Raw genomic sequence first — 22,515 nt, 5'->3', positions numbered from 1 at the left:
AACTTTGCTATCAACCCTTATACTGTATGTTAAGAGATTGTAAAAAGTATGGACCGGCGGCAGATAGCAATACGGAATAACGTTCGGATCCGCGGTGAAGGAAGTAAAACATTACTCTTCGCTCATGGCTTTGGTTGCGAGCAGCGTATTTGGGAGCCGATCATTGAGGCACTTCCGAACAGTTATAAGGTAGTGACTTTCGACTATGTAGGCTGTGGTGAATCGGATTTTAGTAATTACATCAGTAAACGTTATGATTCACTGAAAGGCTATGCACAAGATCTCACCGAAGTCGTTCAAACGCTTGGCTTAACCGATATCACTTTAGTTGCGCACTCCGTCAGTGGGAGCATTGCGTCTCTGGCGTATCCCGAGCTTGCCAATAAAGTATCAAAAATAGTCATGCTGAATCCTTCACCACGCTATATTCATGACTTGCCCTCTTATGAAAGTGGCTTTAGTCGTAGTGATGTTGATGAATTAATGGTTTTAATGGAGCAAAACTTTTTTCAGTGGGCCGAATATATGAGCCCTAAGGTTATGGAGAATAGTGATACCCCCCAATTAGCTGAAACTCTGGAGAGCTATTTTACTGCCGGCGACGCTCAGTTAACGCGCAACTTTGCGAAAGCAACTTTCTATTCAGATGTAAGAGACACCTTACCCAAACTAAAATGCCCGGTACTTATTTTGCAAGCCAAGGCTGATATTGTTGTGCCGTTAAAAGTATCCGAGTACATGGCAGAAATACTGCCTTTAGCTAAGCTTGTGGTTATGGATGCTCGTGGGCATTACCCACAACTGAGTGCCCCAAAACTTGTGGCGCAGTACATTAGTGAATTTGTTTAAACGGTAAAATGGAAATGGCTGACTACGGAAAGGAAAAATGGCCGGTTTTGGCGCTGGAATGCGAACTTGAACAGCTTCTTGTTACAGAGGTGAGCGATCGCCTTTGCCTGTGTCTTCAGTTAGCTCCTAAGGAAATCGTTGGAAAATCTTTGGGTGAGTTACTAACACCAGCATCCAGGCTTTATTTTCTTTCAGCAATTGAACCCAATTTAAAGCAGGGCAACGACTGCGAACAAGTGACGCTTTATTTAAAAACGGCGGACGGTCCCCGAATGTTAGTTGCAAACGCAGTTGTTGATGATAAAAAATGCTTTTCTCTTATTCTAATGCCGGCAGACAGGCATTTAATATTGGAACGCCAGCTGATCCGCGAACGAGATCAGACCCAAGAAATTAATCAGGAACTTGAACGTCGGGAACGAGAGTTACTTCAGCAACGTGCCCTCAAGTCTGAGTTGCTGAGTAAAATGGAGTCGGTGAGTTCAGAGCTTTTGCAAACGGAAAAGCTGGCCGCACTGGGTCAATTAGCCGCAGGTATTGCGCATGAAATCAATAACCCGGTGGGGTATATACGTTCAAACTTGAATACTTTAAGCCAATACAGTCAGAAGCTATTAGATTTCATCCATAAAAACCAGAATATTAGTGCTGCACAGAAAGAGTCCGTTGATTTGGCTTTTTTGGAGAAAGATTTACTGTCACTGCTCAATGAAACCAATGAAGGCATACAGCGAATTACTCAGATTACCCGGGCACTTACCCAGTTCACCCGAAGCTCGGGGTTACAGGACTGGTGTGACATTCATAAGCAAATTGATACAACCTTACGGGTAATGAGCGGTGAGCTTCGGCGTAAAGTTGATATAAGCCGAAACTACCTGCCGGATTTACCGCTTGTCTACTGTGACCCGGCTAAGGTCAACCAGGTTTTAATGAATGTCCTGTTAAATGCAGCAGATGCAATTGAGCGTTTTGGCGTTATCCGCATAACGACCAAATGTCACAGTGGTCAAGTCGAAGTGATTATTGAAGATAATGGTTGTGGTATGAATGAAGAAACCGCCAGAAAAGCAATTGAGCCTTTTTATACCACTAAGCCTGAGGGCGAGGGTACTGGCCTTGGTTTGTCAATTAGTTACAGCATTATGAAAAGTCTTGGTGGGAGCTTAAGGATCTCCAGCGAATTAGGAGAGGGAACCCGAATTTATTTGGCTTTCCCCGTCCCGGCAAATAACTCCGAGGATGAGCATGGAATATAATTGGTTACCGATGGTTGCCCGCAGTTACTGGCGTTCTTTGACTCTGGCGTGCTGGTTATGGGGGAGTATTGGCTGCTTCGTTATTAGCGTGGGTCTGGTCAGCGTTAGCTTTCGTATGTCATTAACCGATGCTTTATTGGCTGCTGGCGTCGGCGTCGCTGGTGTTGTGTTTTCTTATTTTCGGCGGCTTCGTCTTTTTATTCATCGTCAACGGGTTATTTGCTGGATAATAGCCGGGTTCTGTTTTCTGTTAAGTGGCTGGCAACTGTATTTTGCTTTTCAGACAGATTTATACGTGTTTCCCGGTTTTTTAGCCGCTATAACTGGAGTTGGACTCATTTTCCTGCCCTTTTTCACGGTTTCTAACAACCTGCGCAAAGACGGAAACTGGTTATGGATAATGCTGTTACTTTATATCCTTGCGAGCATTTGGTGGTTTTATGCGCTAAACCAGACTTTGCATGGTGCCAGTGTTTTGCAGGACTCTGTCCCCGGCGTTATCTTGGTAGGGCATTTTCTCATTTTGACCATGCTGTATATTTGCCGGGATGTTATTTTGAACTTCCATCAGCTGACCTCTCAGCGAGACAAAGCGTTGGAAGAACTCCATCGTTCAGAGCAACATTATCGCTCGCTGTTTGATCATAACCCCAATGCCGCTTTTTCATTAGATTTATCCGGTCGTTTTACCGACTTGAACAAATCAGGTGAAAATTTTCTGGAAAGAGAGAAAGATAAAGTGGTTGGTCAGCATTATGAGAATGTTCTTGCGTCAAATGAGCTGCCTCGTGTTGCATTGTTTTTCGATAAAGCACTGAAGGGTGAGCCAATGCATTATGAAACAGTTATACAGAGACGCTCAGGTGAACGGCTTAATTTAAGCGTCAGTAATATCCCAATGCATGAAGACGGTAAAGTTGTTGGTGTTTTCGGTATAGCGCAAGATATTACCTCAATTAAGAAAACCTACAGTGAGCTGGAGCAGGTCAACGACGAGTTACAAAATTTTGCGGCCGTCGCCTCGCATGACCTGCAGGAACCTTTAAGAAAAATTGTGAGTTTTGGTGAGCTGTTAAAGCAGTCGGAATTAAAAGAGCAAGAGAGGGATTATCTGGAGCGAATGGTTTCAGCATCTCGTCGTATGCAGCAACTCATTGCAGAAATACTTGAGCTGGCAAAACTAGGCCGGGACTCTTTAAAACTGGAACCTGTTGATTTGAATGATATTGCCAGTCAGGTGTTGGAGGAGCATCAAGCAAAGCTTTCAGCTATGGGGGCTCAGGTCGAAATAAACCTTAGGCATAGGCTAACCGCTGATGCTAAATTACTTGCGCGGGTGTTCGATAATTTATTGACCAACGCAATAAAATACGCCAGAAAAGATAGAAAGTTAAAAATAGAGCTATATTCTACAGCAACAAGTGCCGATAGAGTCACTATTGCGTGTTCAGATAACGGTATTGGTATTGAAGCAACTTACCATCAATCGGTTTTCCGTCCGTTCAAGAGGCTGCATTCTCGTAGTGAGGTACCCGGAACGGGAATGGGGTTAGCTATTGTTAAGAAAATTATCGATCTACATAACGGAGAAGTCAGTTTAACAAGCCATATTGGCCAGGGGACGACCTTTAAGCTCGTTTTACCGAAGTAACTTTTGCTGGAATGATTATGAATTTATCCGTAACGGAAGCACTGAATATTCTGCTGATAGAAGATGACGCAGACGATTACATTTTGACTCGTGATTTGTTATTAAAAGGCGCGCCTGAATACCAGCTTAGCTGGGTGAAGTCGAAGCAAGAAGCTATAGAAAAAGTTCAGCGAGAAGACTTCGATGTCATTCTGTGTGACTTTCACCTTGGAGCAGATGACGGACAAGCAATTATTGAGTGCTTGCGAGAGAACCATGTAGAGACTCCGGTTATTTTTCTGACCGGGCAGGGTACGGATGACCTGAGTAAAAGAGCCATTCAGTTAGGTGCAGAAGATTACCTGGAAAAATCCGAAGTCACGCCGTTGGCTTTGAAGAAAAGCATTTATTACACATTGGAACGGCGTAACTACCAGCGAGACTTATTAGACAGTCAGCTGACTTTCGAATACTTGCTGGAAGACAGCTTGCAACCGGTTGTTTTAGCCGATCACAACCGGGTGATTATGTATGCGAACCCTGCGGCAGAGAAACTTCTTTTGCAAAGCAATGCAGAGCTTCGCGGACGCAAGTTGCCTTTAGAGTACAGCAGCAACTATGCCTTTAGTCATGAAGCCACTCTCAATTTAGCTGATGGTAAGCAAAAACGAGTGCGACACTATAGCATTCAGACATACTGGCAGGGACAGCCAGTTCGCTTAGTGCATTTTGAGGATATAACCAACCGTATTGAGCTTGAACAGAAAGTGGCCTTTTTTGCTAACCACGACACTTTAACAGGCTTGCCTAACCGAGTTCTGTTAGCTGATAGACTGCAACAAAGCCTAACCTTGTGCCGACGTAACGACGTTGAGTTGGCGGTTGTTTTTATTGGTCTCGATGGGTTTAAACCAATTAATGATACTTTGGGTCACACAATTGGCGACAAGCTGCTGCAGGCAGCTGCCGAGAGATTGAACGAGTGCCTTCGGCCCGGCGATACTTTAGCCCGCATGGATGGCGACGAGTTTGTTGCTGTTTTGCCTGAGCTGAGTCACTCAAGTGACGCTGTGGTAGTCGCCGAGCGTTTAATTAAGGCGATGCAAAGTCCGTTTATGATTGATGACAGTGAGCTGCACCTGTCGGCAACGGCGGGGCTTGCAATAACCAACAGCTACAATGAAGACCCGCTTAAGCTGGTACAGCAGGCGGATATCGCGATGTACGAAGCCAAGCGTTTTGGAAATGGAAGTTATCAATGGTTTGATCAGAAGCTCGATAATCAGGTTTCTAAGAACCTTAAGATACGAAACTCTTTGCAGGCTGGTATCGAGAAGCAAGAATTTGAGTTGTTTTATCAGCCACAGTTTTACCTTTCTAATGGCGAAGTTACGGGTGTGGAAGCGTTGATCCGCTGGAATCATCCGGAGCTGGGCATGGTTTCTCCGGACGATTTTATCGAAGTTGCAGAGAATACGGGCCAAATTGTCCCTTTGAGTGGCTGGATTTTACGACAGGCCTGTAAAGACTTTCTTCTGCTGGCCGCTAAGAGAGACACCTTGACGACGGTGTCTGTGAATATTTCTACAATTCACATTTTGCGATCCGAGTTCGTTGATACAGTGCGAGACGTAATTACAGAAACAGGAATTAAGCCGGCACAGTTGGTGCTGGAAATTACAGAATCTGTCTTTATGCGAAACCCCGAGCTGGCCATTAGTAAACTCCATGAGCTTTCTGAACTAGGTGTTAAGGTGGCATTGGATGATTTCGGTACGGGCTATTCAAGTTTAAGTTACCTAAAGAACTTACCCGTGAACCTGCTAAAAATTGATCGTAGTTTTGTCAATGACATGGTTTCAAACAGCCATGACTCGGCAATTATTGAAGGGATAATTTCTATGGCCCATCATCTGGGACTGGAAGTATTAGCCGAAGGGGTTGAAACCAGCGCGCAACAAGAATACTTACGTCGATGCCACTGTGATGCGATGCAAGGCTTTTTGCTCGCGAAGCCAATGGCCAAAGAGCAAGTACTGAGCTTTCTGCAAGACTACCGCAGTAACATCAATGAGAAACTCAAAGAGCACGAGCGTCAGGCTGTTCTCATTGTTGATGATGAAGAAAATGTCCTGAAGTCGCTTCAGCGCCTGCTGAGAAGAGACGGCTACCATATTTTTACGGCATCTAATGCTGAAGAGGCTTTTAATATATTGGCGCATGAGCCGGTGGATGTTGTGATTTCTGACCAACGGATGAGGAATATGCAAGGCTTAGAGTTTCTCTCTAACGTGCGAAATATGTACCCCGACGCCGCCCGTATTGTACTGACTGCTTATAGAAACGAGGATGCTTTAACTCAGGCAATTAATGAAAGTGAAGTGTATCGGTTTTTAGATAAACCCTGGGATGACGAGGTGTTACGGCAGACGGTAAGAAACAGTTTGCGTCCCCGGCAGGAGTCGAACCTGCGACCTTTCACTTAGGAGGCGAATGCTCTATCCAGCTGAGCTACGAGGACGTGCCCGCGATTATGCCAGAAGCTGTCGCGGGTTTCACCCTCAGTTAACCGGCACCACCCAGTCGTTCACCTGAATATTATGTAACATATTTCCTTTAGTCAGCTTAGCAATAGCCGTAGATTGCTGCACTTGGGAAACTTCCACCTCAAATTCACTCACCTGCCATTTCTGACGGTAACGGCCCTGATCATCGGTAAAGTGACTGGGCTGAACAACTTTAAGCTTATCGCCCGGGCTTACGCCGTGTTTTTCACCCAGATTAAACTGAACCGTTTTTTCATCGACGGCAATAATTCTGGCTCGTACGGGTTTGCAAACTACCTGCTCTTTCACACCAGAGGCTAAATCGCGCAAGCCGCTGTCTAGTGCGGCACCGAAGGGTTCATTCCAGAACTGTGCTGTGGCAACATCAACATCGATGTTGCGATCAAAAGTCCAGGGCTGAGTGTCTTCGACTCGTGCGCGGGTAACCAGTTGTCCGGTTGTCGCATCCAGCAGGTAAAGCGTTAAGGCGTAGTGGCGGTTTGGATCGCTGGACCAGAACCAGTTAGAGCTGGTGTCCATCATGGCTAAGTCGTCAAACATACCAAAGACAACAAACTGACTGTCGTTGGCTAAACCGAGGCTACGAGCCATGCGGCCCAGCTCTTCCAGGTTAAGGCCATTCAGTGCTTGCCCGAGTCCCGCATGTCGCTGCAAGGTATGAGAAATATGTAGTTGGCTGCCGACACCGCCAAGCTCACGCGCTAAACGCTCTGCGGCAACTTCTCCAATTTCCCAGATTTGTCCCCAGGTCCCATGGGCGCGATCGCGCAATTCAAACGGGACGATAGTAACGGAATTTTTGTAACTGCTTCGGGTGCAATCGCCTTCGCGGTTCCAGATGTCAGCTCGCAGCAGGACAATAACGCGGTCATCACGAACTTCTTCGCGAACAATAGTGACTTGGTCCACGTTACCCTGACTGCTCCATTGGGTTTCAGTGTTTCGTAATACGCCGTCAACCACTTGTTGAATACTGGAGATATTTCCGCCAGAAGTGAGAAGCGCTTGTTGCAGCGCATTTTCTATAGCTTTTTGACGTGCTGCATCGGTATCGCCGTTTATAATGCGGGCGGTACCCTGGGCTTCTACCCAACGTGCTTCGCTCGGCATAGCGATAAAGAAAACAGAAGTGATCAGCAGCAGGTTTTTCCAGTTCATGGTGTTATGCATCCCAAGTGTCAGTTTTTAGTCGTTACTTTGCTATTGGAATTAGCTGCAAAAACCCTGCCATGTTGAAAGAGGAAATCAGAACCTAGTAATAAACAACGCGCTTCACTTTTTGCTGGCGGTTTGTACTCTGATACAGGCGATGTACTTTCTCAAAATCCAGACGTAGTTCAGTCGCGTAATAATCGCCAACCGTGTAGGTTTTTACCACTTCGGCACCACGAATAACACCGTCAACGGAAGCCTGAAAGCTGTCCTGGTTTAACGCCCAGTCTTCAACTGAACTACCACCGGCAATACGTTGACCATACACTTGTTCGGCCAGCTCGCGATAGGCCGCAAGTTTGGAGGCACGCATAGCGTTCAGATCTTTTAGCTGAGCGTTTTCGCCTTGCTGAGTTTCGATAGGAGCGTAACCAACCGCATTCAGAACCGGGAATTCATCCGGGGTCTGAGTTTCCCACTCAACGTGTTTTTGATCATACGCTAAGTTGTTGTAAGCACTACATCCGCTTAATAGCAGTGTAGATGCGAGTAACGCGAAAGAAAGTAGATGCTTAGCCATAACGACCTCTGATAGAACAAAGTACTTATGGTTGTAACGGCTGAATGGCAGAAATCTTTAGCGGATTTTGCCTTTACTATCGTAGGTGAGGCTGTCTTTTCGTGCAGACTGTAAAATGGTTTGTTTCAACTGGTCGATACTATTCAATGTTGACTGTACCACCTGCTCGTTGACCTGGCTTTGGTGCTGGACGTTACTCAGGGTGCTTTTTATTGCGGCAACGGCTTCGGCCAAATTGGGATCATCTTTGAGCTGTTCTTTATCGGGGTGTTCGGCAAGCTGCTGGTCGAGTTGATTAACTCTGGCCAGGGCTTTTTCCTTTGCCTCTGTAATAGCATTTACATCGGCGTGTTGGCGGTCAACTATGGCGTTTAGCTCACGTTGCTGTAGCAACGCAAGGGTATCTAGCGAGTCCGCCATTTCCTGAAGGAGCTCATTGACAGGCGCCAACACGGTCATTATTCGTTATTGCCGTTACTGAACAAGTCAGATTCAAACTGAGCCAGTTTATTTGCTAACTGCTCAACATTTATTTTGTATGAACCGCTTTCAATATCCGCTTTGATCTTGTCAACTTTGGCTTGATCAATTCCGCTGCTGTTCATGGCTTTTTCTTGTAAGCCACCCAGTTGCTGCGCTTCACTTGTTAGAGAAACGGCGTCTCCGCCTTTTTGCGAAACCGATGCAGGCTTACCCGGAGCATCGTTCTGCACTTGGCGATTACTGGATTTGCTGTCAATGTTGGCATTTTTCAGCCCGGCATTGTTAATATTAATTGGCATTGTGTTTAGCCTCGCTAGATAAAGTCTCTCGGTTACTTATCGACCGTACTCAAAAAAACTTAAGTAAATATTTTAACAATTTTATAAATTGACGGTCACTTCATTTAATCCTGTGACAACAGCCTGTACCGATTTGTTCGACCGTGCGTTTTCAACAACCACTGATTCACCTTTAAGGCCATCAGCCAATGCCCTTCCGGCAGCAGTAATTCGCAATGTTTTATCCTGAGCTACTATTGTAACGCTTTGGCCCTCACATACAAGACAGGTGTCGCTGGCGCTTATTGCTTGCCCTGCGCTAATGCGCTTTTTAATGCGAGCGCCCACTAAAGCTGTCATGTCAGTGAATACATTGGAGCGCACACGATTAAGGTCAACTTCAGAATAAACTAAGTCACTCTCGCTTATCATTTGCCCCGGCGACATTGGAGAAGCAGCTGTAACGACATTTTTATAATGATATATACGGACAGGCACGTAAGTTCGCCAGTGAGCGGCTGCAGTGCACTCTATTTCAATTGTCGTGTAACTGTCTAAAGTCGCGTTATTGGCTAAATCAACTTTCGGTTGTTGTGGACAGACTTTTGGCGTCATGCGAGGGTCAAGGTTATTCGCAACAACTTCCACGCGTCCGTTATCAGGGGCTGATACTCTTTGCTCTACGTAATTGTGAGCCAACTCCTGTAGGGCTTTATAATCAAAGCGCAGGCTCTGCTTTTTACTGGTTTCATCCGCGTTAGCCGAGTCTATACCGGTAAACACTGCAGCGAAAATAAAAAGCGAACTGATCAGTAGCGATTTACGTACTATCATAAAAATTCCTGATGTTATTCGTTAAGGTTCTCTGGTCGAGTGCCGAAAAAAACGGTATAACGTCAAAAGTTCGGCAGTTCGATGGTTTCAGTATGGTTGTTGTTGATGTAAGCAAGTACCGTGCCGAAGTAGAGGTCCCCTGCCATATAACAGGAGTGAATAATGGCCAGTATTCTTGATTCAGTGAATCAGCGCACACAAATGGTCGGACAAAACCGGCTTGAACTTTTAATGTTTAACCTTAATGGCAGGCAGCGGTTTGGCATTAACGTATTTAAGGTGCGTGAAGTTCTGCCTTGTCCTAAACTGACCGCTATGCCTCGGCGAAACCCTCTTATTCGAGGTGTTGCGCACATTCGGGGGCAGGCTATTTCCATTATTGACTTAAGTATGGCGACTGGTGGACCCGAGTTAACCGGTATTGAAAATCGCTTTGTAATTATTGCGGAGTACAATCGAACCATTCAGGGGTTCCTGGTGGGTGGAGTTGACCGCATTATTAATATTAACTGGGAAGATGTCATGCCACCGCCGAAAGGCACAGGAAGGGGCGCTTACTTAACAGCCGTTACTCAAATTGAGGATGAGCTGGTTGAGATTATCGATGTTGAGCGAATCCTTGCTGACATTATGCCAACCAATATGGACGTCAGCGACGATGTTGCCAATGCGCCAATCAACGTGGCAAAAGAAGATTTAACCATCTTAATTACTGATGACTCTTCAGTTGCCCGTAATCAGATCAAACGAGCGTTGCAGTCTTTAGGAATTTCGTTAGAGGTTAAGAAGAACGGTAAAGAAGCTTTAGACTATTTAAAAGAGAAGTCCAAAGAGGTTGGGGGGCTTGTGCATCCTCATGTTCCGGTATTAGTTTCTGACGTTGAGATGCCGGTAATGGATGGGTATACCTTAACCGCAGAAATAAAGGCTGACCCAAATTTGCGTGATGTTCACGTTATTTTGCATACATCATTGAGTGGCGTCTTTAATCAGGCTATGGTGAAGAAAGTTGGAGCCGATGATTTTATTGCAAAATTTCATCCGGATGAACTAGCGACCGCTGTTCAAAAATGGCTTAATACGGTTGTAGACTGACGTTTTACGTCAGGTGAGATATCGGACCTGGCGTGAACGTCAGGCTACGAAACAAAAACCGAAATGGAAGTAGTTTATATAACGTGTTGAATCGCGAATTAAGTTTATCGGAATATCAGGAATTTCGTCAATTTCTGGAGCATCAGTGCGGAATTGTACTGGGTGAGAGCAAACTCTACCTGGTGAAGAGTCGTTTAGGCCCTTTGATGGGGCGTTTTAATGTCGACTCTTTAGCTGAGCTGGTAAAACGTTCAATGAAAATTAGTGAACGTGCTTTACGTGCTGCGGTAATTGACGCAATGACCACCAATGAGACTTTGTGGTTCCGTGACACTTATCCGTTCGAAATTCTGAGTAATCGAATCTTCCCCGAATATAAAAATCATTCCGGACCTTTAAAAATATGGTCGGCTGCCTGTTCATCAGGACAAGAGCCGTATTCTATTGCGATGACGTATTTAGAGTATAAGGCGAAGAGTCCCGGCGCATTGCGTGCCGGAATAAAGGTAACGGCTACGGATATTTCGAATAAGGTTCTGGAGCAGTGTGGCATCGGAGAATATGACAGCCTTGCTTTGGCCCGCGGCTTGTCAGCAGAGCGACGTAAAAAGTTTTTCACCGACGCCGCAAGTAAGCCTGGTTCTATGAAAATAAAAGATGAACTTAAGCAATTCATTCACTTTCGCCATCTGAACTTATTGGACAGCTATTCTTTGTTGGGTAAGTTTGACGTAATTTTTTGCCGCAATGTCCTTATTTACTTTGCCCCGGAAGTAAAGCGGAAAATTATTGCCCAATTTCGGCAATCACTAAACCCCGGTGGCTATCTTTTCCTGGGTGCCTCAGAGTCTATTTCCGGACTCACCGACGATTTTGAAATGATCCGCTGCCAGCCCGGCATTATTTACAGAAGAAAATAGCCTGCCGCAGAGCATACCCGCTAAAAACCTTTTCTAATTAAACTGGCACGCTTCCTGCATTGTCTTCACCATCGAACACTGTGGAGACAAAAATATGGCACTTTCCATGGATAAACTTATGGGAATACAGCAACACACGCTGGGTATACGTACTCAACGAGCGGAGCTTATTGCCAATAATATCGCCAATGCCGACACCCCGGGCTACAAGGCCAAAGGTCTGGACTTCCAGCAAGCGTTGCAACAAGCGCAGCGTGGTATGGAAAACCATAAAATGGCACGCACCCACGAAAAACACTTCAGCGTTGAGATAAAACCTCAGGGTACAGAGAAGTTCCGAGTTCCATCACAGCCGGATACCGGTGACGGTAATACCGTTGATGTGCAGTTGGAACAAAACTTGTATGCACAAAATGCACTGGAATATGAAATGACCATGAACTTTCTCGACGGCCGTATTAGTGGCGTGAAGAAAGCCTTGGGCGGACAAGGGAGATAATAAGTCATGAGTCTGTTTAATATTTTTAATGTGACCGGTTCTGCCATGAGTGCGCAGTCAGTAAGACTGAACACAACGGCAAGTAACCTGGCCAATGCCAACTCGGTAAGTAGCAGTATTGATGAAACCTACCGAGCGAGAAACCCGGTTTTCGCAACGGCTTTAGCGGATGCCAGAGGGGATTATAAAGGTAACAGCCTGACTAATCAGACTCAGGCAGGACAGGCCGCCGGCGTTAAGGTTTTGGGAATCGTTGAAAGCCAGGACCCACTACAAATTGAATATGCTCCAAATCATCCTATGGCTGACGAGAGTGGCTACATCTATCGGCCTAACGTTAACACTATGGAAGAGATGGCAAATATGATTTCGGCTTCGCGTTCCTACCAGACAAATGTGCAGGTAGCGGACACTGCCAAAACAATGACACAGCGTTTATTGCGTCTGGGTCAAGGGTAAGCAGGAGATAACAAATGGAAGGCGTAAGCAATAATTCCTACATCGATGGCATGAAGTGGAAGAAGGATGAAGGTGCCGAGTATGCTGATCCGGATGAACAGCAAAAGCTCGAGCAGGAAGACTTCTTCAAGCTGTTAACCGAGCAGTTGAATATGCAAGACCCGTCTAAGCCGGTTGAGAATGATCAAATGATTGCTCAGATGACCAGCTTTACCATGGCGGAAGGTATCAGTGGCTTGTCGGATCGTTTTGACCAGTTTGCAAATGATATGACTTCAAATCAGGCGTTACAGGCTTCAACTATGGTTGGTCGCAAAGTTCTGGTGCCGACAGACCAGGCCAACCTTGAGTCAGGCGCTGGAGTTACGGGAATGATAGCAACCCCGCAGTCAGCCCAGAATGTGAAAATTAATATTAAGGACTCAACCGGAGCCTTGGTTAAAACCATTAATTTGGGAGATATGCCTCAAGGCACGAAAGAGTTTGAGTGGGACGGAACAATGTCTGACGGCTCGGAAGCTCCGGCTGGAAATTATTCCTTCTCGGTAAATGCCAGTGTCGGTGGCCAGACTGAAGAATTACCCATACAGATGCACGCTCGCGTGCAAAGTGTCAGCACCGGCGGTGATCGCGGTGTGGTTTTGAATCTTAAAGGATTAGGTGGCATCAAGCTTTCTGATGTGACTGAAATTAGCTAACAGGTGAGGTGACTTATGTCATTTAATATTGCACTCAGCGGAATCAACGCATCGCAGAAAGATCTGGATACGACCGCGAATAATATTTCAAACGTGAAAACAACGGGCTTTAAACAGTCCCGCGCAGAGTTTGCGGACGTTTATGCGACGAGCATTTTTAACGCAGGTAACACAAAAGTGGGTGACGGTGTTTTAACCTCATCGGTGGCGCAGCAGTTTAGCCAGGGAACACTGGACTTCACTGAAAACTCGTTGGATATGGCTATTTCAGGTAACGGCTTTTTTGCGACTACCGATGGCCTTGGTTCGCGTGATATGACTTATACCCGTTCAGGTGCTTTTAAGTTAAACGATGACAAGTTCATCGTTGATAACCAAGGTAACTATCTACAGGGCTACCAAGTTGACCGTAACAGTGGTACCGCATCATCGGTGGCTTTGGCTACGACTCAACCTATTCGTATTCCGGATGTAGCTGGTGCACCGCAAAATACCGATAATGTCTTTACTGCTTTTAACGTTGATGCGCGTCGCTCACCGATAGATGGCGCTGCTAACCCATTTGATCCTGATACACCAAGTACGTATCACAGCTCTACTTCTGCAACTATCTATGATTCATTAGGTGAGTCACATACATTATCGACTTACTATGTGAAGCGGGATAATAACCAATGGGACGTTTACGCCACTTTTGATGGTGATGAAATCGACTTAGCTCCGACGGGAACAGCGGTAGCATCCCCTGATACCTCAATTAATGGCAACTCAGGGTTACGCCTAACCTTTTTAGGAAACGGTGAGCCGGATGTTCCAGCCGGACAAACGACGTTTGATCCCGGTTCAATTGACTTGTCAGGTAATAACGCCGCGGGCGACCCGTATTTAAACAACGGTGCAGATGCCCAAACGGTCCAGTTTAACTTCCAGGATCTTTCGGGTACTACCAGTCCTACTCAGTTTGCTTCAGATTTTGAGGTGACTAACCTTGATCAGGATGGCAGCACAGTTGGACGCTTAACGAACGTGGATATTGATAAGTCAGGTTTAATTGCGGCAACTTACTCTAATGGTGATGTTCAGTACCTGGGTCAGGTTTCCATTGTTCGCTTTGCTAATGAACAAGGCCTGACGCAAATTGGTGGTACCAAGTGGCGTGAGAGCATTGACTCGGGCGAGCCGCTTTCTGGTGAAGCGAATACCGGTACTTTTGGTGGTATTGAAGCTTCTGCGCTTGAAAACTCAAACGTTAACCTGACCAAAGAGTTGGTTGACTTAATTACAGCGCAACGTAACTTCCAGGCAAACTCACGTTCGCTTGAAGTTAATAACACCATTAATCAGACCATTCTTCAGATTCGTTAATCGCTTTTATCTGTCGATTAAAAAGACGCCTTCGGGCGTCTTTTTTTGTTTCTGGCATGAAATCTGCATTATCAAACGCATATGACAAAATTTTGGCTGGAGGTCAGCTATGGACAAGATGCTATGGGTAGCGATGAGCGGCGCAAAGGAGAATATGAACTCCGTTGCCGTACGCGCCAATAACTTAGCTAACGCCAATACCACGGCATTTAAAGCCGACTTACAACAGGCAAGGGCAATGCAGGCCTTTGGTGAAGGTTTGCCGACTCGTGTGTTTTCTATGACAGAAAGCCCGGGGCAAAACTTTGCCAGTGGGGCAATACAGGCGACCGGACGTAACATGGATGTTGCGATTAAAGACCAGGGCTGGATTGCGGTCGACGACGGTAATGGCAATGAGCGTTACACCCGAAATGGCAGTCTGGAAGTTGGCACCGATGGCATGTTGAAAAACTCCAATGGTCAGACGGTATTGGGTGACAATGGCCCTATTTTTGTGCCGATGCCGATTGATAATTTGGTTATAGGCTCGAACGGGAATGTGTCGATTCGTCCAATGGGCGCGCCGGCAGATGCTATGGAGGTGGTTGACCGGATTAAGCTGGTGAATCCACCGAACGGCAACATAGAAAAAGGTAATGATGGCCTGTTTAAGCTAAAAGATGGCCAGCAGGCTTTTGCGGATGCCAACGTGAAACTGGAAATTGGCGCTCTGGAAGGGAGCAATGTCAATAGTGTCGAAGAAATGACACATATGATTGCACTGCAGCGCCAGTATGAAATGAACGTCAAATTAATGAAGACGGCCGATGAGAACGCACAGCGCTCAGAATCGCTGATGAGAATGAGCTAATCGTAGCCCGAGGAGAAACACTATGAACCCAGCATTATGGATAAGTAAAACCGGACTGGATGCGCAGCAACGCGATATTTCAGTCATTTCCAACAACCTGGCGAACTCCAGCACGATTGGCTTTAAGAAAAGCCGGGCGGTGTTCGAAGATTTGCTGTACCAAAACATTAATCAGCCAGGCGGTCAGTCCGCACAGGACACTGAGCTACCTAATGGTTTGATGCTTGGTGCCGGTACCAAAGTAGTTGCAACGCAAAAAGCACATACCCAGGGTAATGTTCAGACAACGGACAACTCACTGGATGTGATGATTGACGGCAAAGGCTTCTTTCAGGTGTTGATGCCGGATGGAAACATTTCCTATACCCGTAATGGTCAGTTTTCACTGAACGAAGAAGGTGAAATGGTAACGTCAGGTAACGGTTATACCATAGAGCCGGCTATCCAGATTCCTGAAGACGCGATGTCGGTCAGTATTTCGCAAGAAGGTGAAGTAACGGTTACTCAACCGGGCAACCCGGACAATGTTGTTGTCGGGCAGCTTAACCTGGTTAACTTTATTAACCCGGCGGGCTTACAACCTATGGGTCAGAATTTATATAAAGAGACAGCCGTAAGTGGTGCGCCTTTAGAAGCCGTTCCGGGTGTTGACGGAATGGGGAATACCATTCAAGGCGCGCTGGAAACCTCAAATGTGAATGTAACTGAAGAGCTGGTGAATCTGATTGAAAGCCAACGGGGTTACGAGATGAATTCAAAAGTGATTTCTTCTGTAGACCAGATGTTGAGCTATGTGAATCAGCAGCTTTAATTGAATAAATAGCGGGTGAGTCTATGCGTTTTTTACTTTTTACTTTAACAACGTTGGTCATGGCGGGGTGTGCGCAAACGCCACATAAACCGATGCCAAATGACCCATATTACGCACCCGTATTACCGGAAGAGCGTGCCCAGCCCGTTGTACCAACAGGCTCTTTATTTCAGGACGCTTACGCAGACAACCTGTATTCCGATATTAAAGCGCGGCGGTTAGGCGACATTATTACTGTGACGCTACAGGAACAGACAACGGCCAGCAAAACGGCAACCACTGAAACCTCAAAAGAGAGTTCGGCAGAACTCGGCGCACCAACGATGTTTGGGCGTGACATTACCGTTGGCGGTAACCCTTTATCGGCAGGCGTAAATGGCACCAGAAACTTCAGCGGTGACGGAAGCTCTGATCAGAGTAATCAGCTTAACGGTGAGATTACCGTTACGGTTATAAAAGTACTGCCAAACGGTAATTTAATTGTTCGGGGTGAAAAGTGGATGCGCATAAATACCGGTGACGAGTACATTCGTTTAACCGGTATGATCCGGCCTCAGGATATTACTGCAGCTAACCAGATCCCATCCACTCGCGTGGCGAACGCGCGCATAGAGTACTCGGGTACAGGCAGTCTGGCGCAAGTTCAGGAGCAGGGTTGGTTAACTCGGTTCTTCAACAGCCCAGTATGGCCATTCTAAGGAGTAAGGCATGAGAACGGTTAAATTCATTGCACTTTCGGTCAGCCTGATGTCAATGCTGGTTGCTCCGGTACAGGCTTCACGCATAAAAGATATTGCGTCGGTTCAGGGCATTCGTGACAACCAACTTATTGGTTATGGTCTGGTAGTCGGTTTACCGGGAACGGGTGAACAGACGCCGTTTACCGATCAGACATTCCGCACCATGCTGGGTAATTTCGGCATTAATATTCCCGCTAATGAACGACCCAAAATTGATAATGTGGCGGCTGTTGCCGTACATGCGGATCTGCCTGCCTTCGCAAAACCCGGTCAAAAAATTGATGTCACCGTGTCTTCTGTTGGCAGTGCCGATAGTTTGACTGGCGGAACCTTGTTGCAAACCTTTTTGAAAGGTGCCAATGGTGAAGTTTATGCGGTTGCGCAGGGCAGCCTAATTGTGGGCGGCTTAGGCGCCGAAGGTAATGATGGTTCCCGTATTGTTATTAACACGCCGACGGTCGGCCGAATTCCGAATGGTGGCGTCGTTGAACGTGAGGTTCTGTCCGGTTTTGGCTCTTCCGATTACTTTACCTTTAACCTGCACCAGTCCGATTTCACGACAGCCAAGCGTATGGCAGAAACCATCAACGGCTTAGTTGGCGAAGGCACGGCTCAGGCAGTAGACGCAACTTCTGTTCGGGTAAGAGCTCCTCGAGATATGAATCAGCGGGTCAGCTACATGTCGACACTGGAAAACCTGGAAGTACAACAAGCCTCGGCGGCCGCGAAAATTATTGTAAACTCGCGTACTGGGACTATTGTGGTTGGTCAGAATGTTGAACTGCGCCCTGCAGCGGTTGCACATGGCAACATGCAAGTGACCATTGCTGAGAACGTGAATGTGGATCAGCCAAACCCCTTTGGTCAGGGAGAGACTGTTGTTACACCCCAGTCGATAATTGACGTCAATCAGGATGATGCCCGTATGTTTGTTTTCGAGCCCGGAACCACGCTGAATGATTTGGTTCGCGCAGTGAATCAAATTGGGGCAGCTCCCAGCGACATGATTGCTGTCCTGGAAGCATTGAAACAAGCCGGTGCGTTATCTGGCGAGCTTATTGTAATCTAGCGGCGGTTTAAACTATGACGGTTTCAGACTCTCATCTAAAGCAAGCGCAGCACGCCATGGATACCCACAGCCTGGACGGGCTGCGGAAGCGTGCGTTCAAGCCCGATGACAAAGAAGCCTTGATGGAAGCCGCGCAGCAGTTTGAAGCCATATTTCTGAATATGGTGATGGGCAGTATGCGAAAGGCCAACGCCGTGTTTGAAAAAGACAACTTACTTGATAACCGTTACACCAATATGTACCGCGATATGTATGACCAGCAGCTGACTTCAGAACTGTCCAGCCAGGGAACCCTGGGCTTGGCTGAGTTGATGGTAAAGCAGTTAGGTGGTGACGACAGTTATGTTCCGGCATCAATGAACCGCAACGGCGCGAACCTTGACGACCCGCGCATGAAGAACCGCGCCGACATGAGCAATGCCTCGCAGAAAGTCAGTGACCAGGGCGGCATTGATGCGGGTCTGTATTACGGGAATCAGCGAGTGAATACCGCCAAACTGAGCGATGGCGATGCGACTTTTAATTCCCCGCAAAGCTTTATTGCTGCGCTAAAACCTCATGCCGAGAGAATCGCCAAAGAAGCCGGTTTAAATCCGGATGTTCTGATGGCGCAGGCGGCACTGGAAACCGGCTGGGGCAAGCGGTTGGTACCAGGACGCCATGGTGGTTCCAGTAACAACCTGTTCAACATTAAAGCGGATACGCGCTGGGAAGGCGATAAGTCTCATGTCAGCACCCTGGAGTTTGACGGTGAAGTAGCCCGCAAAGAGCGCGCAGCGTTTCGTTCCTACGCCAATGTGGAACAGAGCTTGCAGGACTACGTAAACTTTATAAAAGAACATCCGCGTTACCAGCAGGCACTGAAAGTCGCTGATGATCCGAAGCAGTATACGCAAGCACTGCAGGACGCCGGTTACGCGACCGATCCGCAATACGCACAAAAGATTCAGTCGGTATTAAATAACCCGGCTTTTATTGATAAAGAAATTTAGGAATGCGGCAGGCGGCAAAAAATTGCCGTGTTGGCTAAATAATATTCGCTCGGTGCCGATAACGGTCATAGAGTAACTGGAGAATCATCGATGAGTTTTGACTTATTACAACTCGGTAAAAACGGGATACTGGCACACCAGCGTAGCCTGCAGACGACCGGTCAAAACATTAACAATGCAAATACGCCGAGCTATGTGCGAGAGCGTACAGAATACCTTGAGTCTTCGTACGGCGGGCTTGAGCGTGTTCGTGTGCAGAGAATGATTGATGAGTTCGCCAACCGACAACTACGTACCGACATTTCCAAAGTTAGCTATTATGAAGCTAACCTTCAGCAGGCAGAACAGCTCGATACTTTGCTAGGTGACAGTACAACTAACGTGTCATCCAGTATTGAAAATTTCTTCAATACGCTGCAAGACGCTAATAATGATCCAGGGTCAGTAACGGCTCGTCAGCTTATTTTGGCCGATGCCGATGCAATGGTGACTAAGTTCAATGACTTTTCCGGTTATCTGAATGACCAAAAAGATATCATTAATGACCGACTCAAGTTGTCTACGGATCGCATTAATTCTATCGCTGAGAATATCGGTAGCCTGAACGAACGGATTTTTGCTTCACAGGGCGGCAGTAATGCCAATGGCGATACCAACGCGCTGATGAACCAGCGGGACGAAGAGCTGCGTAAGCTGGCCGAACTGGTTCAGTTCAGTGTCATCGAACGTGACAATGGCGGTTTAAGTGTGCACCTGAAAAATGGGCAACCTTTAGTCCTGGAAGATGGGCGATTTAATTCAGTAGCGGTTAAGAATAATCCTAACACTGAGCGTCTGGAGTTTATGCTTCAGAAAGAACATGGTGGTGGCAGTAAAAGCGAATTCTTAGTGCCGGTCGATGAAGTTGGTGGTCAGGTAGGCGGTTACCTCGAGTACCGAGATGAAACCTTAATGCCAACTCAGAGACGTTTAGGCCAGTTGGCTGTGCGTATTGCTGATAGCCTTAATACTCAGAACCAAAAAGGTATGGATCTTGATAATCAATTGGGACGTAAGCTCTTTGACTTGTCTTTGACTGAAGCCTCCGGTCTGGCATACGACGAAAATACCGGCAATGCTGAAGTAACTGCGCTGGTGTTAGAAGGCAACAGTGAATCCTTTCCTTCTGAAAACCTGCAGGTGACAATGACCAGCGCAACTGATTACGAAGTTGTGGCTGTGGACGCTCAGGGCAAACCTCTGGACGGTGCTGATGTTGTTACCGGTACTTTAACCGCCGGTAGTGCTGACATTGTTGAGTATGGTATTTCTTTAAATGTTGCGAATACAGCAAACGCCGGAGATAAATTTTTAGTAAAACCAGCAGAGAGTGCGGCTTCTGAAATCAGTTTAGCGGTTCGCCGGCCCGAGGATATTGCGCTTGCGAGCCCTGTTCGTGTGAAAGACGGCATGGATAACCAAGGCGCTGCCAGTATTGAACTGAGTGCTATTAACACCCCCGACGACTACTACGATACAGCCAATAATACATTGCTGGACAGTGCTCCGGCGCGCATAGAAATAACGGGCAAGACAGGTAACTCGTATGACCTGGAAGTTTTTGCTAAAGATGGCACCAGTTTAGGTACGGTTACAGGAACAACCGATCTAGACGGAGTTCTAGCGCAAGCAGGCTTAGCTGACCCTGATTACGATGTAGATATAAACGGAGAACCTGCTGTAGGTGATTCTTATGAAATGGAATACAACCTCAACGGCTTTGATGACAATAGTAATGGCCAGGAACTGTCTGATCTGCAACGCCAACAACTTGTACGCCGTGACGGTGCGGAAGACTTTGAACCGACTATGACCTTTAATGAAAGTTATGGTCGTTTGGTGTCGGATGTTGGTAGTAAGGTGAGCCAGAATCGCGTATTGCGTGAATCAGCTGAAGCAATTAAGGGCCAAACCGAAGCTTTGTATGAGTCACAGTCAGGTGTGAACCTGGAAGAAGAAGCGGCTAATTTGATTCAGTATCAGCAGGCTTATACTGCATCGGCCCGCATTATTACAACGTCGCAGACCATTTTCGATACGCTGCTGCGTTCGTTAGGTTAAAGAGGTGAGATAAGATGAGATTAAGTACCAGTTTATTTTATCAGCGAGCCCAGGACAGCCTGACAACGTCTCAGTCTCGACTGGACAAAGTGCAACTGCAGTTGACGAAACAAACCCGTATTCTGAGCCCGGCGGATGACCCGATCGGTAATTCACAGGTGTTGGCTCTGGATGAAAAGCTCGCGCAAAATGCGCAGTTTGACCGTAACTCAGTAACGCTGGAGAATAATCTGCGCCGTGAAGAGAGCGTACTGTCTAATATGGTTGACTATGTTCAGCGCGCTCGTACCTTAGCTGTTCAGGCAGGGAACGGCAGTTTGTCAGCTGAAAACCGGGAGGCTGTTGCGCTTGAACTGCGAAATATTGAACAGGCCTTGTTTGACTTCACTAATGCGCAGGACGAAGCCGGTGAATACATCTTTGCTGGCTATCAAAACCGTATTCAACCAATGGAATACGATAACGCATCCGAGTCTTACTCTTACCGCAGCGATGATGGGCAACGAAAAATTCAGTTATCACCCAGCCTGTATCTTCCGGCAGGTGACCCGGGCAGTAAAGTGTTCAACGGGTTATCCAAGCGTGTCGATATAGACTTCACTGCAGGAGATAACTTGGTTAAGAGTTTAAAAGCTGCTGATAGAGAAGCGCTTGCCAATTATTGGGATGCCGGGGATCCTGACACTCAATCTGCAAGCATTCAGTTTGGTGCCGGAACATACGATGTTCTTGATGGTGGCGGCAACGTAGTACAGGCGGCTGTACCTTATAATCCAGGCGATACCATTACCTACAATGGTGTTGAAATTGAAACAACCAATGATGTTGCTAACGGTGACGTTATTGATTTTGACATTGGTGAACCGGTGTCTAGAAACTTGGTGACTCAGGTAGCTGATTTGGCAAATGCGCTGGAAAACTCCGGTCCTGAAGATAAAGGTTTTTTCCGTGAGGAAATTGCCTCTTCTTTAGATTCTTTCGATGATGCAATTTCAAGTCTTACGGATACTCAGGCAAAAGTCGGCGCTCGTTTAAATGTTCTGGAGAGCTCCAAGCTAAGTAATGCAGATATTGAGATTATTAATAAGAAAGCACGCTCAGATATTGCAGACGTTGATTATTCGACAGCAGTGACTGACCTCATTAAAAACGAAACAATTTACTCAGCCGCCCAACAGGTATTTTCCCGGGTGAGTCGTTTAAGTTTGTTTGACTATATCTAACCCCCCCCTGCGACCTGACGTTAACGTCAGGTCGCTGATTTCAGCTGACATAATTGTCA

The 22,515-nt window shown here is 46.7% G+C and carries 23 protein-coding genes, 1 tRNA gene and 1 pseudogene; 18 read left to right on the top strand and 7 right to left on the bottom strand.

Annotation, left to right across the window (positions count from 1 at the left end; translation table 11 throughout):
• The first annotated feature begins 48 nt into the window (after positions 1 to 48).
• From VBY75_RS05610 to VBY75_RS05595, 4 genes and pseudogenes are all read left to right on the top strand, one after another.
• Positions 49 to 849, top strand: coding sequence for an alpha/beta fold hydrolase (locus tag VBY75_RS05610; protein WP_416511430.1), 801 nt, complete (start codon positions 49 to 51; stop codon positions 847 to 849).
• Positions 850 to 863: 14 nt separating this feature from the next.
• Complete coding sequence (locus VBY75_RS05605; protein ID WP_416511428.1) at positions 864 to 2,108, top strand: sensor histidine kinase; 1,245 nt, start codon at positions 864 to 866, stop codon at positions 2,106 to 2,108.
• Complete coding sequence (locus tag VBY75_RS05600) at positions 2,098 to 3,759, top strand: sensor histidine kinase (protein WP_222236666.1); 1,662 nt, start codon at positions 2,098 to 2,100, stop codon at positions 3,757 to 3,759. The genes VBY75_RS05605 and VBY75_RS05600 overlap by 11 nt, the downstream gene beginning before the upstream one ends.
• An 11-nt stretch (positions 3,760 to 3,770) precedes the next feature.
• Positions 3,771 to 5,696: pseudogene (locus VBY75_RS05595) on the top strand (putative bifunctional diguanylate cyclase/phosphodiesterase); the annotation flags it as partial.
• Positions 5,697 to 5,705: 9 nt separating this feature from the next.
• Here the strand turns inward: VBY75_RS05595 and VBY75_RS05590 are convergent.
• The gene (locus VBY75_RS05590) at positions 5,706 to 5,912 is read right to left on the bottom strand and encodes a hypothetical protein (RefSeq protein ID WP_233399207.1); all 207 of its coding nucleotides are present in this window, start codon (positions 5,910 to 5,912) and stop codon (positions 5,706 to 5,708) included.
• On the opposite strand from VBY75_RS05590, the gene VBY75_RS05585 reads away from it, so the two are divergent.
• Complete coding sequence (locus VBY75_RS05585; protein WP_224798054.1) at positions 5,847 to 6,224, top strand: response regulator; 378 nt, start codon at positions 5,847 to 5,849, stop codon at positions 6,222 to 6,224. The two genes, VBY75_RS05590 and VBY75_RS05585, sit on opposite strands and share 66 nt — an antisense overlap.
• On the opposite strand, the gene VBY75_RS05580 is transcribed toward VBY75_RS05585, so the two are convergent.
• From VBY75_RS05580 to flgA, 6 genes are all read right to left on the bottom strand, one after another.
• Positions 6,186 to 6,259 (bottom strand) — tRNA-Arg (locus VBY75_RS05580). The genes VBY75_RS05585 and VBY75_RS05580 overlap by 39 nt on opposite strands.
• 40 nt (positions 6,260 to 6,299) lie before the next feature.
• A complete protein-coding gene (locus VBY75_RS05575; RefSeq protein WP_416511426.1) occupies positions 6,300 to 7,463 on the bottom strand; it encodes a flagellar assembly protein FlgT in 1,164 nt (387 codons plus the stop codon).
• A gap of 94 nt (positions 7,464 to 7,557) precedes the next feature.
• Complete coding sequence (locus VBY75_RS05570; protein WP_054491211.1) at positions 7,558 to 8,037, bottom strand: LPP20 family lipoprotein; 480 nt, start codon at positions 8,035 to 8,037, stop codon at positions 7,558 to 7,560.
• Between the two features lie 57 nt (positions 8,038 to 8,094).
• Entirely contained in the window at positions 8,095 to 8,496 is a 402-nt protein-coding gene (flgN, locus tag VBY75_RS05565; protein WP_199493133.1) for a flagellar export chaperone FlgN, read from the bottom strand.
• Entirely contained in the window at positions 8,496 to 8,819 is a 324-nt protein-coding gene (gene flgM, locus VBY75_RS05560; protein WP_271331628.1) for a flagellar biosynthesis anti-sigma factor FlgM, read from the bottom strand. Before flgM ends, flgN begins: the two co-directional genes overlap by 1 nt.
• Positions 8,820 to 8,900: 81 nt before the next feature.
• On the bottom strand, positions 8,901 to 9,632 hold the full coding sequence (gene flgA / locus VBY75_RS05555; RefSeq protein ID WP_416511423.1) for a flagellar basal body P-ring formation chaperone FlgA: 732 nt from the start codon (positions 9,630 to 9,632) through the stop codon (positions 8,901 to 8,903).
• 162 nt (positions 9,633 to 9,794) lie between these two features.
• On the opposite strand from flgA, the gene VBY75_RS05550 reads away from it, so the two are divergent.
• From VBY75_RS05550 to flgL, 13 genes are all read left to right on the top strand, one after another.
• Positions 9,795 to 10,727: a chemotaxis protein CheV gene (locus VBY75_RS05550; protein ID WP_222236669.1), complete on the top strand. Its 933-nt coding sequence runs from the start codon at positions 9,795 to 9,797 to the stop codon at positions 10,725 to 10,727.
• An 83-nt stretch (positions 10,728 to 10,810) separates the two neighbouring features.
• Positions 10,811 to 11,647, top strand: coding sequence for a CheR family methyltransferase (locus VBY75_RS05545; RefSeq protein WP_054486725.1), 837 nt, complete (start codon positions 10,811 to 10,813; stop codon positions 11,645 to 11,647).
• A 94-nt stretch (positions 11,648 to 11,741) separates the two neighbouring features.
• Positions 11,742 to 12,146 carry a flagellar basal body rod protein FlgB gene (gene flgB / locus VBY75_RS05540; protein WP_054486727.1) on the top strand — a complete coding sequence of 135 codons (405 nt, stop codon included), beginning with the start codon at positions 11,742 to 11,744 and terminating at the stop codon, positions 12,144 to 12,146.
• A gap of 6 nt (positions 12,147 to 12,152) precedes the next feature.
• Positions 12,153 to 12,605, top strand: coding sequence for a flagellar basal body rod protein FlgC (gene flgC, locus VBY75_RS05535; protein ID WP_199493125.1), 453 nt, complete (start codon positions 12,153 to 12,155; stop codon positions 12,603 to 12,605).
• Between the two features lie 14 nt (positions 12,606 to 12,619).
• On the top strand, positions 12,620 to 13,303 hold the full coding sequence (flgD, locus tag VBY75_RS05530; protein WP_222236670.1) for a flagellar hook assembly protein FlgD: 684 nt from the start codon (positions 12,620 to 12,622) through the stop codon (positions 13,301 to 13,303).
• A 15-nt stretch (positions 13,304 to 13,318) separates the two neighbouring features.
• The gene (gene flgE / locus VBY75_RS05525) at positions 13,319 to 14,668 is read left to right on the top strand and encodes a flagellar hook protein FlgE (RefSeq protein ID WP_222236671.1); all 1,350 of its coding nucleotides are present in this window, start codon (positions 13,319 to 13,321) and stop codon (positions 14,666 to 14,668) included.
• A gap of 109 nt (positions 14,669 to 14,777) precedes the next feature.
• The gene (locus VBY75_RS05520; protein WP_222236672.1) at positions 14,778 to 15,521 is read left to right on the top strand and encodes a flagellar basal body rod protein FlgF; all 744 of its coding nucleotides are present in this window, start codon (positions 14,778 to 14,780) and stop codon (positions 15,519 to 15,521) included.
• A 22-nt stretch (positions 15,522 to 15,543) separates the two neighbouring features.
• On the top strand, positions 15,544 to 16,332 hold the full coding sequence (flgG, locus tag VBY75_RS05515; protein WP_054486737.1) for a flagellar basal-body rod protein FlgG: 789 nt from the start codon (positions 15,544 to 15,546) through the stop codon (positions 16,330 to 16,332).
• Positions 16,333 to 16,355: 23 nt separating this feature from the next.
• Positions 16,356 to 17,030, top strand: a complete 675-nt coding sequence (gene flgH / locus VBY75_RS05510; protein WP_416511417.1) for a flagellar basal body L-ring protein FlgH — start codon at positions 16,356 to 16,358, stop codon at positions 17,028 to 17,030.
• 10 nt (positions 17,031 to 17,040) lie between these two features.
• Complete coding sequence (locus VBY75_RS05505; RefSeq protein ID WP_416511415.1) at positions 17,041 to 18,141, top strand: flagellar basal body P-ring protein FlgI; 1,101 nt, start codon at positions 17,041 to 17,043, stop codon at positions 18,139 to 18,141.
• Between the two features lie 14 nt (positions 18,142 to 18,155).
• Positions 18,156 to 19,133: a flagellar assembly peptidoglycan hydrolase FlgJ gene (gene flgJ / locus VBY75_RS05500; RefSeq protein WP_416511413.1), complete on the top strand. Its 978-nt coding sequence runs from the start codon at positions 18,156 to 18,158 to the stop codon at positions 19,131 to 19,133.
• Positions 19,134 to 19,223: 90 nt separating this feature from the next.
• Positions 19,224 to 21,233, top strand: a complete 2,010-nt coding sequence (flgK, locus tag VBY75_RS05495; protein ID WP_222236675.1) for a flagellar hook-associated protein FlgK — start codon at positions 19,224 to 19,226, stop codon at positions 21,231 to 21,233.
• A 14-nt stretch (positions 21,234 to 21,247) separates the two neighbouring features.
• Complete coding sequence (gene flgL, locus VBY75_RS05490) at positions 21,248 to 22,456, top strand: flagellar hook-associated protein FlgL (RefSeq protein WP_222236676.1); 1,209 nt, start codon at positions 21,248 to 21,250, stop codon at positions 22,454 to 22,456.
• Positions 22,457 to 22,515 lie beyond the last annotated feature (59 nt).

The organism is Idiomarina sp. HB (genome assembly GCF_048059115.1).
In the GTDB taxonomy this organism is placed as follows: Bacteria; Pseudomonadota; Gammaproteobacteria; order Enterobacterales; family Alteromonadaceae; genus Idiomarina; species Idiomarina abyssalis.
This window is presented reverse-complemented; position numbering and strand designations above follow the sequence as displayed.